This is a genomic window from Mycolicibacter arupensis, assembly GCF_002086515.1.
GTDB lineage: Bacteria > Actinomycetota > Actinomycetes > Mycobacteriales > Mycobacteriaceae > Mycobacterium > Mycobacterium arupense.
Map to the genome: position 1 here is coordinate 1 of NZ_MVHH01000072.1, position 13,042 is coordinate 13,042.

At 66.9% G+C, this 13,042-nt stretch carries 12 protein-coding genes; 8 read left to right on the forward strand and 4 right to left on the reverse strand.

Going from position 1 to position 13,042, the window contains the following annotated elements:
• Nucleotides 1-58 precede the first annotated feature (58 nt).
• Both BST15_RS19720 and mtr read right to left on the reverse strand, forming a co-directional pair.
• Nucleotides 59-1,855: an acyl-CoA dehydrogenase gene (locus tag BST15_RS19720; protein WP_046188551.1), complete on the reverse strand. Its 1,797-nt coding sequence runs from the start codon at nt 1,853-1,855 to the stop codon at nt 59-61.
• Between the two features lie 11 nt (nt 1,856-1,866).
• A complete protein-coding gene (mtr, locus tag BST15_RS19725; RefSeq protein WP_046188505.1) occupies nt 1,867-3,246 on the reverse strand; it encodes a mycothione reductase in 1,380 nt (459 codons plus the stop codon).
• Nucleotides 3,247-3,308: 62 nt separating this feature from the next.
• Here mtr and mqo point away from each other — a divergent pair, with 62 nt between their 5' ends.
• The 4 genes from mqo to BST15_RS19745 all read left to right on the forward strand — a co-directional run bounded on the left by mqo (nt 3,309) and on the right by BST15_RS19745 (nt 9,431).
• Nucleotides 3,309-4,754 carry a malate dehydrogenase (quinone) gene (gene mqo / locus BST15_RS19730; protein ID WP_046188504.1) on the forward strand — a complete coding sequence of 482 codons (1,446 nt, stop codon included), beginning with the start codon at nt 3,309-3,311 and terminating at the stop codon, nt 4,752-4,754.
• Between the two features lie 20 nt (nt 4,755-4,774).
• A complete protein-coding gene (cobA, locus tag BST15_RS19735) occupies nt 4,775-5,992 on the forward strand; it encodes a uroporphyrinogen-III C-methyltransferase (RefSeq protein WP_046188503.1) in 1,218 nt (405 codons plus the stop codon).
• Nucleotides 5,993-6,139: 147 nt separating this feature from the next.
• Nucleotides 6,140-7,606, forward strand: coding sequence for an MFS transporter (locus tag BST15_RS19740; RefSeq protein WP_234708236.1), 1,467 nt, complete (start codon nt 6,140-6,142; stop codon nt 7,604-7,606).
• A gap of 79 nt (nt 7,607-7,685) precedes the next feature.
• The gene (locus BST15_RS19745; protein WP_046188501.1) at nt 7,686-9,431 is read left to right on the forward strand and encodes a proline--tRNA ligase; all 1,746 of its coding nucleotides are present in this window, start codon (nt 7,686-7,688) and stop codon (nt 9,429-9,431) included.
• A gap of 11 nt (nt 9,432-9,442) precedes the next feature.
• Here the strand turns inward: BST15_RS19745 and BST15_RS19750 are convergent, their stop codons facing one another.
• Both BST15_RS19750 and BST15_RS19755 read right to left on the reverse strand, forming a co-directional pair.
• Complete coding sequence (locus BST15_RS19750; RefSeq protein WP_046188500.1) at nt 9,443-9,901, reverse strand: ferritin-like domain-containing protein; 459 nt, start codon at nt 9,899-9,901, stop codon at nt 9,443-9,445.
• Nucleotides 9,898-10,353: a hypothetical protein gene (locus tag BST15_RS19755; protein ID WP_276037875.1), complete on the reverse strand. Its 456-nt coding sequence runs from the start codon at nt 10,351-10,353 to the stop codon at nt 9,898-9,900. Before BST15_RS19755 ends, BST15_RS19750 begins: the two co-directional genes overlap by 4 nt.
• Nucleotides 10,354-10,600: 247 nt before the next feature.
• Here BST15_RS19755 and rimP point away from each other — a divergent pair, with 247 nt between their 5' ends.
• The 4 genes from rimP to BST15_RS19775 all read left to right on the forward strand — a co-directional run.
• Nucleotides 10,601-11,134: a ribosome maturation factor RimP gene (gene rimP, locus BST15_RS19760; protein WP_046188498.1), complete on the forward strand. Its 534-nt coding sequence runs from the start codon at nt 10,601-10,603 to the stop codon at nt 11,132-11,134.
• A 49-nt stretch (nt 11,135-11,183) separates the two neighbouring features.
• Nucleotides 11,184-12,218: a transcription termination factor NusA gene (gene nusA / locus BST15_RS19765; protein WP_046188497.1), complete on the forward strand. Its 1,035-nt coding sequence runs from the start codon at nt 11,184-11,186 to the stop codon at nt 12,216-12,218.
• 206 nt (nt 12,219-12,424) lie between these two features.
• On the forward strand, nt 12,425-12,688 hold the full coding sequence (locus BST15_RS19770; protein ID WP_234708235.1) for a YlxR family protein: 264 nt from the start codon (nt 12,425-12,427) through the stop codon (nt 12,686-12,688).
• 66 nt (nt 12,689-12,754) lie between these two features.
• Nucleotides 12,755-13,042: translation initiation factor IF-2 N-terminal domain-containing protein (locus tag BST15_RS19775; protein WP_207572062.1), on the forward strand; the 288-nt coding region annotated here is incomplete at its 3' end.

Consider the following 13,042-nt stretch of genomic DNA (forward strand, 5'->3'; position numbering starts at 1 on the left):
AAGTCACGGAAACTCAACCACACCTAAAACCACAGTGACACAAGTGAATACAGTGGCATCAGAACCAGTCTGGTTGCATCTCCAGGGTCGTGCGGTCCAGGCTTTCCAGCAGATCGAGCTGCGGTCCGGTCTTGGGCAGCTCGTAGAAGAAGAAGTAGCGTGCCGCCTGGCGTTTGCCGTCGAAGAAGTCCCCAGTGCGCCCCTGGGCTGCCAACAACTGCTCCAGCCAGATCCAGGCGATCACCACATGGCCGAAGGCTTCCAGGTAGATCGCGCTGTTGGCCAACGCGGCATCGAGGTCACCGGCCTCGAACATGCCTGCCGTGACCGATACAAGCCGCTGGACCACTGCGTTGAGTCGCGCGGCCATATCAGCCAGTTCGCCGCCGGCCTGGTGCGCGGCCGCGATGCTCTCACTCATGGCGCCGTGTAGCGCGGCCAGGCTGGCTCCATCGCGTTGCACCACCTTGCGGCCCAACAGGTCCAGGCTCTGGATGCCGTGAGTGCCCTCATGGATCGGGTTGAGCCGGTTATCGCGGTAGTGCTGCTCCACGTCGTACTCGCGGGTGTATCCATAGCCGCCGTGCACCTGGATTGCCAGATCGTTGGCGGCCAGGCACCACTGCGACGGCCAGCTCTTGGCGATCGGGGTGAGGATGTCCAGCAATGCGGTGGCATGTCCGAGTTCTTGGTCGGATTCGGCGGTGTGCGCGATATCGACGAGACGTGCGCAGTACAGCGCCAGTGCGAGCGCCCCCTCGACATAGGACTTCTGCGCCAACAACATCCGCTTGACGTCCGCGTGCTCGATGATCGCAACCTGCGGAGCCGCAGGATCTTTGGTCGCCAGGGGTCGGCCCTGCGGCCGGCTGCGCGCGTACTCCAGCGACTTCAGGTAACCGGTGTATCCCAGTGCGATCGCACCCATACCCACGCCCAGCCGGGCCTCGTTCATCATGTGGAACATGTAGGTCAGGCCGCGATGCTCGGTACCGACCAGGTAGCCGACCGCGCCGGGTTCGCCGCCGGGCCGGTGGCCGCCCTCCCCGAAGTTGAGCACGGTGTTGGTGATGCCGCGATAGCCCATCTTGTGGTTGAGCCCGGCCAGGACGACGTCATTGCGCTCACCCAGCGTCCCGCCCGTATCGACCAGATACTTCGGCACGATGAACAGCGAGATCCCCTTGGTGCCGGCCGGGCCGCCGGGGATCTTGGCCAGCACCAGATGCACGATGTTGTCGGTCAGTTCATGATCACCACCGGAGATCCACATCTTGGACCCGAACAGCCGAAAGGTGCCGTCGGCGCGCGGCTCCGCTCGAGTGGTGATGTCGGCCAGCGACGAGCCGGCCTGGGTCTCGGACAGGCACATCGTCCCGGTGAAGCGGCCCGCGATCATGGGTTTGACGAAGGCGGTGATCTGTTCTTCGGTGCCGAACTTTGCGAGCAGATTGAGGTTCGCCATTGTCAACATCGGGTAGCCCGCGGTGCTGACGTTGCCGGCCATCAGCCAGATGAATCCGGCTTGGGTCACGGTCGACGGTAACTGCGCACCGCCGAGGCTGTAGTCCATGGCCATGCCCATCAGTTCTGCCTCGGCGCAGGCCTTCAGTGCTTCCTTGACCTCGGCGATGACGGTGACTTTCGTTCCGTCGAAGGTCGGCTCGTGGGCGTCGCTCTTCTTGTTGTGCGGGGCGAAATAGCGCGTCGCCAGCTGCTCGCACAGATCCAGCGTGTCGGAGAAGGTCTCCCGGGAATGTTCGGCGAATCGCTCCCGAGCGGTCAGCTCCTCGACGCGCAGCCAGTCGAACAGCAGGAAGTCGAGGTCTTGCCGGGACAGCAGGGTCGACTTCATCTTCGGACCTTTCACTGGAGCCCAAGTAGTGCGTTCTCAACGACCTCGGGCAGTGCCGGGTGGATCCAGTATTGACCGCGGGCCATCTCCTGCGCGGTGAGACCGAAACTCATCGCCTGGATCAGCGGTTGAATGATCGACGACGCCTGGTAGCCCATGATGTGCGCGCCGAGCAGCCGTCCGGTGCCGCGTTCGGCGATCAGCTTGGCAAATCCGGTGGTGTCCTCCATGGCCCAGCCGTAGGCGACGTCGCCGTAATCCTGGATCTTCACCGAGATATCGAGACCCTGTGCCAATGCCTGTGTTTCGGTCAATCCGACCGCTGCGATCTGCGGATCGGTGAAGACGGCGGCCGGCACATAGCGGTGGTCGGTGATGCGCATCGAGTCCACGTCGTCCCAGTCGCACAGCAGGTTGTGTTGGACCACCCGGGCTTCGTGATTGGCGACGTGCTTGAGCTCGTACGGTGAGGACACGTCGCCGAGCGCGAAAACTCCCCGCGCGCAGGTGCGTTGGTATTTGTCGACGCTCACCCGCCCGCCTGCCACGGCAATTCCGGCCTGCTCGGCGTCCAGCAGGTCGCCGTTGGGCACCCGTCCGGTGGCTACCAACATCGCGTCGGCCCGCAGGACCGAGCCGTCGTCAAGCTCGATGACCACCCCGGTGCCGTCGTTGCGGGCGTGGGTCACGTTGCGGTGCGAGTGCACCGTCCATTTCGTGGCGGCGATCCGGGTGAACCGCTCGGCCACCGTTTCGTCGCAGTGCCGCAGCAGGGTCGAGCCGCGGATCACCACGGTGACTCGGACGCCCAGGGCCGAGAACACGTGGGCGAACTCGGCGGCGATGAAGCCGCCGCCGACGATCACCAGATGTTCGGGCAGCTCGGCGATCCGCATGATGTCGTCGCTGGTGTAATAGCGCGCCCCGCTGCCGGCGATGGCGGGCGGAATCGCCGATCGGGAGCCGGCGGCGATCACCACCTGCTCGGCGCTGAAGCGCTCACCGCCGGCAGTCACCAGTACATAGCGGCCGTCGGAGCCGACCGGGCCGAACCGGGTGTGCTCGTTGTAGACGTCAACGCCGGGCAGGCTCCGGCGGTACTGTTCACCTCCCGCGGCGATCGGGTCGATCCGCCCGAACACCCGCGACACGATGTCGTCCCAGCGCACGCCGTCGATGTGAGCGTCGACCCCGTAGCGTGCCGCTTCGGTCACCGTCTTGGCCACCTCGGCGGCGTAGACGAACATCTTGGTCGGGATGCAGCCCACATTGAGGCAGGTGCCGCCGAAGGTGCCCTGCTCGCAGATCGCCACCCGCTTGCCCGCGTAACGCTCGTCGAGAATGCTGTTGCCCGAACCGGTTCCGATGATCGCCAGGTCGTAGCTCTCCATTGCGTCAGCCTAAGGGGTGCAGAAGCTAATCTGATGGCGTGTCCCCATCGGTCCGTACCGAGATGACCGACGTAGCACTTATCGGCGCGGGCATCATGAGCGCCACCCTGGGAGCGATCCTGCGCCGGCTGGAGCCGGATGCCTCAATCACGATCGTCGAACGCTTGGACGCGGCCGCGGGGGAGAGCAGCGACCCCTGGAACAACGCCGGTACCGGCCACGCCGGACTGTGCGAGTTGTTCTACACACCGGAGCGCCCCGATGGTTCGATCGACATCACCAAAGCGGTGCGCGTCAATGAGCAGTTCCAGGTGACCCGCCAGTTCTGGGCGCATGCCGTCGAGAGCGGCCTGGTGGATCACCCACGCAGCTTTCTGCATCCGATCCCGCACGTGAGCTTTGTGCAGGGCGCCGGCGCTGTGGATTACCTGCGGCGGCGCCATCGCGCCCTGGCAGGCAACCCCCTGTTCGCCGGAACCGAGTTGATCACCGATTTCGGTGACTTTGCCGCTCGTCTGCCGGCGATGTCTGCGGGTCGCGACCCCGAGGTTCCGGTGGGCCTGGACTGGGCACCGCATGGCACCGACGTCGACTTCGGGGCGCTGACGCAGCAGCTGATCGGCTATTGCGTGCGCGGCGGCGCCGCGGTGCGCTTCGGTCATGAGGTGCGTTCCCTCGAGCGGGAGTCCGATGGCCGCTGGCGGGTGGGACTGGTCAACCTCCGCACCGGCGAGACCCGAAGAATCCTCGCGAAATTCGTCTTCATCGGGGCGGGCGGAGCGTCTCTGGGGTTGCTGCAGCGCTCCGGGATCCCCGAAGTGCGCGGGATCGGAGGCTTCCCCATCGGCGGGGTGTTCCTGCGCTGCGGGGCCGCTGAACTCACCTCCGCCCACCGGGCCAAGGTGTATGGCCTACCGGCCCAGGGCGCCCCGTCGACCACGGCGCCCCATTTGGACGCTCGCCAGGTCAAGGGTGCGTCTTGGCTGTTGTTCGGACCCTTCGCCTCCTGGTCGCCGAAGTTCCTCAAACACGGCCGCGCCACGGATCTGCCGAGATCGGTCCGCCTCGACAACATGAGCTCCACGCTGGGGGCGGGGCTCCGGGAACGCCAACTCGTCGGTTACCTGCTCTCTCAACTGCGACGAACCCACGCCACTCGTATTCAGGCGTTGCGGGAGTTCCTGCCCGAGGCCGAGGATTCGGACTGGCAGCAGATCCGGGCCGGTCAGCGGGTTCAGGTGATTCGCGGCGGGCAGCTCGATTTCGGCACCACCATCGTGCACAGCGCCGACGGCAGCATCGCCGGACTGCTGGGCGCCTCGCCTGGTGCGTCGACCGCGGTGCCGGCGATGCTGGACGTGCTGGAGCGCTGTTTCACCGGGAGGTTCGGCACGTGGCAGTCGACGCTCACACAGATGGTGCCTTCGTGGGGCGTCCGCCTGAGCGACGAGCCGGAGTTGTTCACGCAGGTGTGGGAGTGGGGCAGCCGACAGCTTCAGCTCGACTGACGGGCCACTAGAGTTGTCGGGTGACCGAGAACCCCTACCTGGTCGGCGTACGGCTGGCCGGCCGCAAGGTTGTTGTCGTGGGCGCGGGAAGCGTCGCACAGCGCCGCCTGCCGCTGCTGGTGGACAGCGGCGCCGAGGTACTGGTGATAGCCCCCAGCGCCACACCCGCGGTCGAGGCATTGGGTGAGCGCAAGCCCGGCATCACCCTGCTCACTAGGCCCTACCAAGATGGGGACCTGGCCGACGCCTGGTACGCGATCGCAGCCACCGACGACCCCGCGGTCAACGCCGCGATCGTGGCCGAGGCCGATCGGCGCCGCATCTTCTGTGTCCGCGCCGACCTGGCCGTCGAGGGGTCCGCGGTCACGCCGGCCAGCTTCAGCTACTCCGGCCTGTCGGTGGGTGTCCTGGCCGGCGGCGAGCACAACCGGTCGGCCGCGATCCGATCGGCTATCCGGGAGGCGCTGCAGTCCGGCGTCATCGCCTCGGACATCGCCGTGACCCCCGACGTGGTGCGCGGCGGGGTGGCGCTGGTGGGCGGCGGACCCGGTGATCCGGAATTGATCACGGTGCGCGGGCGTCGCATGCTCTTGCACGCGGACGTCGTGGTTGCCGACCGGCTGGCCCCGCCCGAGTTGCTCGCCGAGCTGTCGCCGAATGTCGAAGTCATCGACGCCGCCAAGATTCCCTATGGGCGGGCCATGGCGCAGGACGCGATCAACGCGTTGATGATCGACCGGGCCACGGCCGGCAAGTTCGTGGTGCGTCTCAAGGGCGGCGACCCGTTCGTTTTCGCACGGGGATACGAAGAGGTACAGGCCTGCGCCGAAGCCGGGATTCCGGTGACGGTGGTACCGGGTGTGACCAGTGCCATAGCGGTGCCCGCATTGGCCGGTGTGCCAGTCACCCACCGGGCGGTAAATCATGAGTTCGTGGTGGTCAGCGGCCATCTTGCGCCCAACGATCCCGAATCGTTAGTGAATTGGGATGCCCTGGCTGCCATGGGCGGCACCATCGTGCTGCTGATGGCCGTCGAACGTATCGAACAGTTCAGTGCGGTCCTGCAAAAGGGTGGCCGACCTGCGGATACGCCGGTTCTGGTGGTGCAGCACGGCACCACGCCGGCCCAACACACCCTGCGAGCGACTTTGGCTGACGCGCCGGAGAAAATTCGCGCGGAGGGCATCCGACCACCTGCGATAGTGATAATCGGGGCCGTCGCCGGCTTTGGGGTTTAAACAGCTCTTAATATTACTGTAGGGTAGCCGGTTATGACTGCACTCGATGATGCAGGGCGGGGGGCCACGCAGTGGTCGCAAGACGTCGCCGGGTCGGTTCCACCGAGCCGCGCCGGCTCCGAACTCGTGAGTCGGACCAGTAAGTACATGTCGTCCTGGCTGCCGTCTCGTCGCTTCATCTACGCCGTGATCGCCATTGGTGGGATGCAGTTGCTTGCCACCATGGACAGCACGGTCGCCATCGTCGCGCTGCCCAAGATCCAGGACGATCTGGGCCTCTCCGATGCCGGCCGGGGCTGGGTCATCAGCGCCTACGTGCTGACGTTCGGTGGCCTGATGCTGCTGGGCGGCCGACTCGGGGACACCATCGGCCGCAAACGGACCTTCATCAGCGGTGTCGCGCTGTTCACCATCGCCTCGGTGCTGTGTGCGGTGGCCTGGGACGCGCCCACCCTGGTGATCGCGCGGCTGTTGCAGGGTGTCGGCTCGGCCATCGCCTCACCGACCGCACTCGCACTGATCGCCACGACTTTCCCCAAGGGGCCGGCCCGCAACGCCGCCACTGCCGTGTTCGGTGCGATGACCGCGGTCGGTTCGGTGATGGGCCTGGTGGTCGGCGGTGCGCTGACCGAGGTGTCGTGGCGGTTGGCATTCGCAGTCAATGTGCCGATCGGCCTGCTGATGATCTACCTGGCGCGTACCGCGCTGACCGAGACCCACCGGGAGCGGATGAAGCTGGATGCCGCGGGGGCGCTGCTGGCGACCCTGGGCTGCACCGCCGCGGTGTTCGCGTTCACGATCGGCCCGGAGAAGGGTTGGGTCTCGACCATCACCATCGGCTCCGGCGTGGTCGCCGTGGCCGCCCTGCTGGCGTTCGCGCTCGTCGAGCGCACGGCTGCCAATCCGGTGGTCCCGTTCAGCCTGTTCCGCGACCGCAACCGGCTGGCGACCTTCGCCGCCATCTTCCTGGCCGGTGGTGTCTTGTTCAGCCTCACCGTGACCATCGGGCTGTACGTGCAGGATCTGATGGGCTACTCGGCCCTGCGCGCCGGCGTGGGATTCATTCCGTTCGTGATCGGCTTGGGTGTCGGTCTGGGGGTCTCCTCCCAGCTGGTGCGCCTCATCCCGCCGCGGGTGCTGGTGATCGCCGGCGGTGTCGTGCTGCTGGGAGCGATGATCTACGGCTCGACAGTCGACCGGTACACCCCGTACTTCCCGAACTTCGTGACCTTGATCGTGCTCGGGGGCCTTGGGATCGGCGTGATCGTGGTGCCGTTGACCCTGTCGGCGATCGCCGGTGTGGGCTTCGACCAGATCGGCCCGACCTCGGCGATCGCCCTGATGCTGCAGAGCCTCGGCGGCCCGATCGTGCTGGCCATCATCCAGGCGGTCATCACGTCGCGGACCCTTTTCCTTGGCGGCACCAACATGCCCGTGAAGACCATGAACCCCGCGCAGGTGGCCGCACTGGATTCCGGCTATACCTACGGGCTGCTCTGGGTGGCTGGGGTAGCCGTACTGGTGGGTGCCATCTCGCTGCTGATCGGCTACACCGCCAAGCAGGTTGCGCACGCCCAGGACGTGCAGGACGCGTTCGGCGCCGGGAACCTCTGAGTTCGTTCGAACTCCGGGGAGCCTTAGGCGCACCGGGCAATTCCGCTTCCGCCCTCTGCTGCAGATAGGCTGGCGCGCTGTGATCACCCGGATGTCCGAACTGTTCCTGCGTACCCTGCGCGACGACCCCGCCGATGCTGAAGTCCCCAGCCACAAGCTGCTGATCCGGGCCGGCTACATCCGGCCGATCGCACCCGGGCTGTACAGCTGGCTGCCGCTCGGGCTGCGGGTGCTGCGCAACATCGAACAGGTGGTGCGTGAGGAGATGAACGCCATCGGCGGTCAGGAGATCCTGTTTCCCGCGCTGCTGCCACGCGCACCGTATGAGACCACCAACCGCTGGACCGAATACGGCGAAGGGCTGTTCCGCCTCAAAGACCGCCGCGACAACGACTACCTGCTGGGCCCCACCCACGAGGAATTGTTCACGCTGACGGTCAAGGGGGAGTACAGCTCCTACAAGGACTTCCCGGTGGTGCTCTATCAGATCCAGAACAAGTACCGCGATGAGGCACGGCCCCGGGCGGGGATCCTGCGGGGCCGCGAGTTCGTGATGAAGGACTCCTATTCCTTCGACGTCGACGACGCCGGTCTGTCCGCCGCCTACGACGCACACCGGACGGCCTATCAGAAGATCTTCGACCGCCTTGGCGTGCGTTACGTGATCGTCTCGGCGGTGTCGGGAGCCATGGGGGGATCGGCCTCCGAGGAGTTCCTTGCCGAGAGCGCCGTCGGTGAAGACACCTTCGTGCGCTGTCTGGAGTCCGGCTACGCGGCCAACGTCGAAGCCGTGGTCACTGCCCGCCCCGAGCCGCAGCCCATCGACGGCCTGGCCGAACCGCAGATCCACGAGACCGGTGATACTCCGACGATCGCCACCCTGGTGGACTGGGCCAACGGCGCACTGGGCCGCCCCGTCACCGCCGCTGACACCCTCAAGAACGTCCTGCTCAAGGTCCGCCAGCCCGACGGGGACTGGGAACTGCTGGGCATCGGAGTGCCGGGCGACCGCGAGATCGATGACAAGCGGCTGGGCGCGGCACTGGAGCCCGCCGAGTACGCCCTGCTCGGTGACAGCGACTTTGCCACGCATCCATTCCTGGTGAAGGGTTATATCGGACCTAAAGCCTTGCAGGACAACGGTGTCCGCTACCTCGTTGATCCTCGTGTGGTCGACGGCACCAGCTGGATCACCGGTGCCGATGCGCCCGGTAAGCACGTCGTCGGGTTGGTCGCCGGGCGCGACTTCACCGCCGACGGGGTGATTGAGGCCGCCGAGGTCCGTGACGGGGATCCGTCTCCGGATGGCGCCGGCCCGCTGGTCAGCGCGCGGGGCATCGAAATCGCCCACATCTTCCAGCTGGGCCGCAAATACACCGATGCGTTCAGCGCGGACGTGCTCGGCGAGGACGGCCGTCCGGTGCGGCTCACGATGGGCTCCTACGGTGTCGGGGTGTCCCGGCTGGTGGCTGTCATCGCCGAGCAGCAACACGATGAATTGGGGCTGCGCTGGCCGGCGCAGGTGTCCCCGTTCGATGTGCATGTGGTGGTTGCCAACAAGGACGAGGCGGCGCGCGCCGGGGCGACCGAACTGGCCGGTGAGCTGGACCGGCTCGGTCTGGAGGTGCTCTTCGATGACCGGAAGGCCTCGCCGGGGGTCAAGTTCAAGGATTCCGAGCTGATCGGGGTGCCGTGGATCGTCGTTCTCGGTCGCGGCTGGGCCGACGGCGTCGTCGAGCTGCGGGACCGCTTCTCGGGACAGACCCGCGAGCTGACCGTGGGCGCGGAGCTGGCCGGACAGATCCTGGCGGCGCTGGGCCGCTAAGGCACCTCGGGTTATTCCGCTCCACCGGGGAAAGCCTGGGTGATCGGCCAGTTCCCCAATGCGCGGTTCCAGTGCGCCGCAAGCACAGCGCTCTGGCCCAGCGCGGTGGCGGCGAATTCCCGATCGTCCGCGTCGCGTGCCTGCTCCACCACCGCGCGCCAGGCCGCCGCTGTGTCGTTCTCCATGCGGACAGCGAGGCGCAGCGCATCGTTGGAGGTGGTCACCGACATGGGCAGCTGATAGCCCGCTGCCGCGGGCGGGACCGCGACGGCGCGGCCGGTAAGCATCGCGATGGTGCGGTCGCGGCGTTCACGGTGCTGGCGAATGGTGGTGACGACCAGGGCGTTGTACTCCGGCAACGAGTACGCCGACACCAGCCCGTAGCCATAGACGACCCCATACTCGGTGGTCAGTGCATCAGTGAGGGCCGCGTCGGGGCCGGTGGCCGGCCGGGGCTCGGGGGACGTCATGACGATGCCGCCAAGGCCACGGCGTAGGAGGCGGTGCAGGACGCCGCAATCGATGCAAGCAGCCCGGCCCGGTAGCCCGATGAGGCGACCGCCAGCTTTCCGGCGCTGTCGGCGGCGGCCCGCAATGCGTTGATCACCTGCGTGACCGTGGGTGCAGGCGTGTCCGGCGCGGCGACAGGCGTGGACGTCTCGGTGTCTTCGGCGGGCGGTCTTCCAGCGGCTCGGGCGATCTCGGCTGCCAACGCGCGGGCGTGGTCGCTCCGCTCCTGTGCCACCTGTTCCAGGGCCGCGGCCAGGTCCTTGGCGTCCGGGTCGCTCAGCTCGGCGCATGCTGCCGTAGCCAACTCACTGTCGCCCAGCGCCAGCTGTCGTTGCGCCTCCAGGTCGTCTATGGCGGGCGTTGTGGGAGCCGAGCTGCAGGCCGGCGCGGCAAGGGCGAGCAGGGCCAGCATCCCGGCTCCGGTCAGCACGCGCCGTCGGTCGATGGCGGACAGGGGGCCGGGCACCCTGACATCCTGCCATTGCGGCCCTGCCGCGGGGACGTGGCGTGGCCGCGGAGGGGGCGCGGTACGCTGACGGGCGCTTTCGCCGGTTTGCTGTGGCTGTGTTTTCCACGGCGTATCGTTGGTGACTGGTTCCCGGCCGCGCCTGGCGCGTGGGAACGCGCCGAGAACGACAACTCAAGATGAGGAGCTCGCCGTGGCCACCGGGCTACCTTCCCAGACACAGGTGATCGAGCTGCTCGACGCTGAGTTCACCCGCGCCGGATACGAGATCGAAGACGTCGTCGTCGACGAACACGAGCCGTTGCCGCGCATCACCGTTATCGCCGATGGCGACACCCCACTCGATTTGGACACCGCTGCGGCCTTGTCGCGTTCGGCGTCGGAATTGCTCGACGCGCTGGACTTCGACGGCCAGTACGTGCTGGAGGTCAGCTCGCCCGGGGTCGGCAGGCCGCTGACCACCGCGAAGCATTTCCGACGCGCGCATGGCCGGAAGGTGGATCTGACACTGTCCGACGGGTCGGGCGTGACCGGTCGGGTGGGAATCGTCGAGGACGATGTGCTGACACTGGTGGTGCGCGCCGGGCGAGATTGGAACCGGCGTCGACTACCGCTGAGTGACATCAGCCGAGCGGTGGTTCAAGTGGAGTTCGCGCCGCCGAACGAACGAGAGTTGGAGTTGGCGGGCGTACCGGCCCGCGATGCGGGAACGGAGGCGGGCGAATGAACCGCGCCGACGACCGTGCGGAGCGTAGCGACAAGGAGGACTGGCGCCAATGAACATCGATATGGCTGCGCTGCACGCGATCGAGGCTGACAAGGGCATCTCGGTCGACGTGGTGGTGGACACGATCAAATCGGCGTTGCTCACCGCATACCGCCACACCGAGGGCCATGCCTCCAATGCCGTGATCGACGTCGACCGCAAGACCGGTGTGGTGCGGGTGCTGGCCCGCGAAACCGACGCCGACGGCAACGTCATCAGCGAATATGACGACACCCCAGAGGGTTTCGGGCGTATCGCCGCGACCACGGCCCGCCAGGTGATCCTGCAGCGGCTGCGCGACGCGGAGAACGAAAAGGCCTACGGAGAGTTCTCCGCGCGGGAGGGCGACATCGTCGCCGGAGTCGTCCAGCGCGACGCCCGAGAGAACGCTCGTGGGGTCATCGTGGTGCGTCTGGGCACCGAGGCCAAGGGCTTCGATGGTGTCATCCGGCCCGCGGAGCAGGCCCCCGGTGAGGCCTACGAGCACGGCGATCGGCTGCGGTGCTACGTGATCGGCGTGACGCGTGGCCCGCGCGAGCCGCGCATCGAGCTGTCCCGTACGCACCCGAACCTGGTGCGCAAACTGTTCGCCCTGGAGGTCCCCGAGATCGCCGACGGCTCGGTGGAGATCGTCGCTGTTGCCCGCGAGGCCGGGCATCGTTCCAAGATCGCGGTGGCCTCGCAGGTCCCCGGCCTGAACGCCAAGGGTGCCTGCATCGGTCCGATGGGCCAGCGGGTGCGCAACGTGATGAGCGAACTGGCCGGCGAGAAGATCGACATCATTGATTTTGACGAGGACCCGGCACGGTTTGTCGGCAATGCGTTGTCACCCGCCAAGGTGATGTCGGTGACGGTGATCGATCAGGCGGCGCGTGCTGCCCGGGTGGTGGTTCCTGACTTCCAGCTCTCCCTGGCCATCGGCAAGGAAGGCCAGAACGCCCGCCTGGCGGCCCGGCTGACGGGCTGGCGAATCGACATCCGCAGTGACACCTCCGAGCCCGCTGCCGAGCATGAGGCGGGCCGGGGCGTGGCGCACGAGCATTGATCAAGGCTCCGCCGTCGATCATCCGGTAACGCGCTGTTCGGATTCGGGTGGTTCGGGGCATGGCTGTTGTATGGGTAGACTGAGCCGTGATCCAGCGCGAGACTTCGACAGCCGGCTCGCGGACGCACCGCTCCCCACAGGGACCGGTGCGCACGTGTGTCGGATGCCGGAAACGTGCGTTGACCGTCGAATTGCTTCGGGTGGTCGTGGGGTCAACCGAGAGTGGCCATGCAGCCGTGATCGTTGACCAAGCGGGCAACCGACCGGGGCGGGGTGCATGGCTGCATCCCGCGCTGGCGTGCCTGCACGCGGCGATCCGGCGACGGGCATTCGTACGCGCGCTACGGGTCAGCAGTTCCCCGGATGTATCCGGGGTGGAGGAGTACTTCGAAGGACTCGAAGGTCGATCCGCCGCCCCGGTCAACAGAACAGGTAGCGAAGAACATGAGCACACCGTGAAGTCCCGATGACCATGCGTCATAGCTAAACCCGAGGCGCGGCCCACCACCGCTGTCGCCTCATAGACAGGAGATGTAGTGGCAAAGGCCCGCGTACACGAGTTGGCCAAGGAACTCGGTGTCACAAGTAAGGAAGTTCTCGCCCGCCTGAGCGAACAGGGCGAATTCGTCAAGTCGGCATCCTCAACCGTGGAAGCCCCCGTAGCGCGTCGGCTGCGCGAGTCCTTCGGCGGCGGCAAGCCCGCGCCCCAGGCCGCGGCCCCAGCGCCCGCCAAGGCTGCCCCGACCCCGGCCCCAGCTCCGGCTCCAGGCCCGACTCCGGGACCGGCGAAGCCGGCACCGGCACCGGCACCAGCCGCCGCAGAG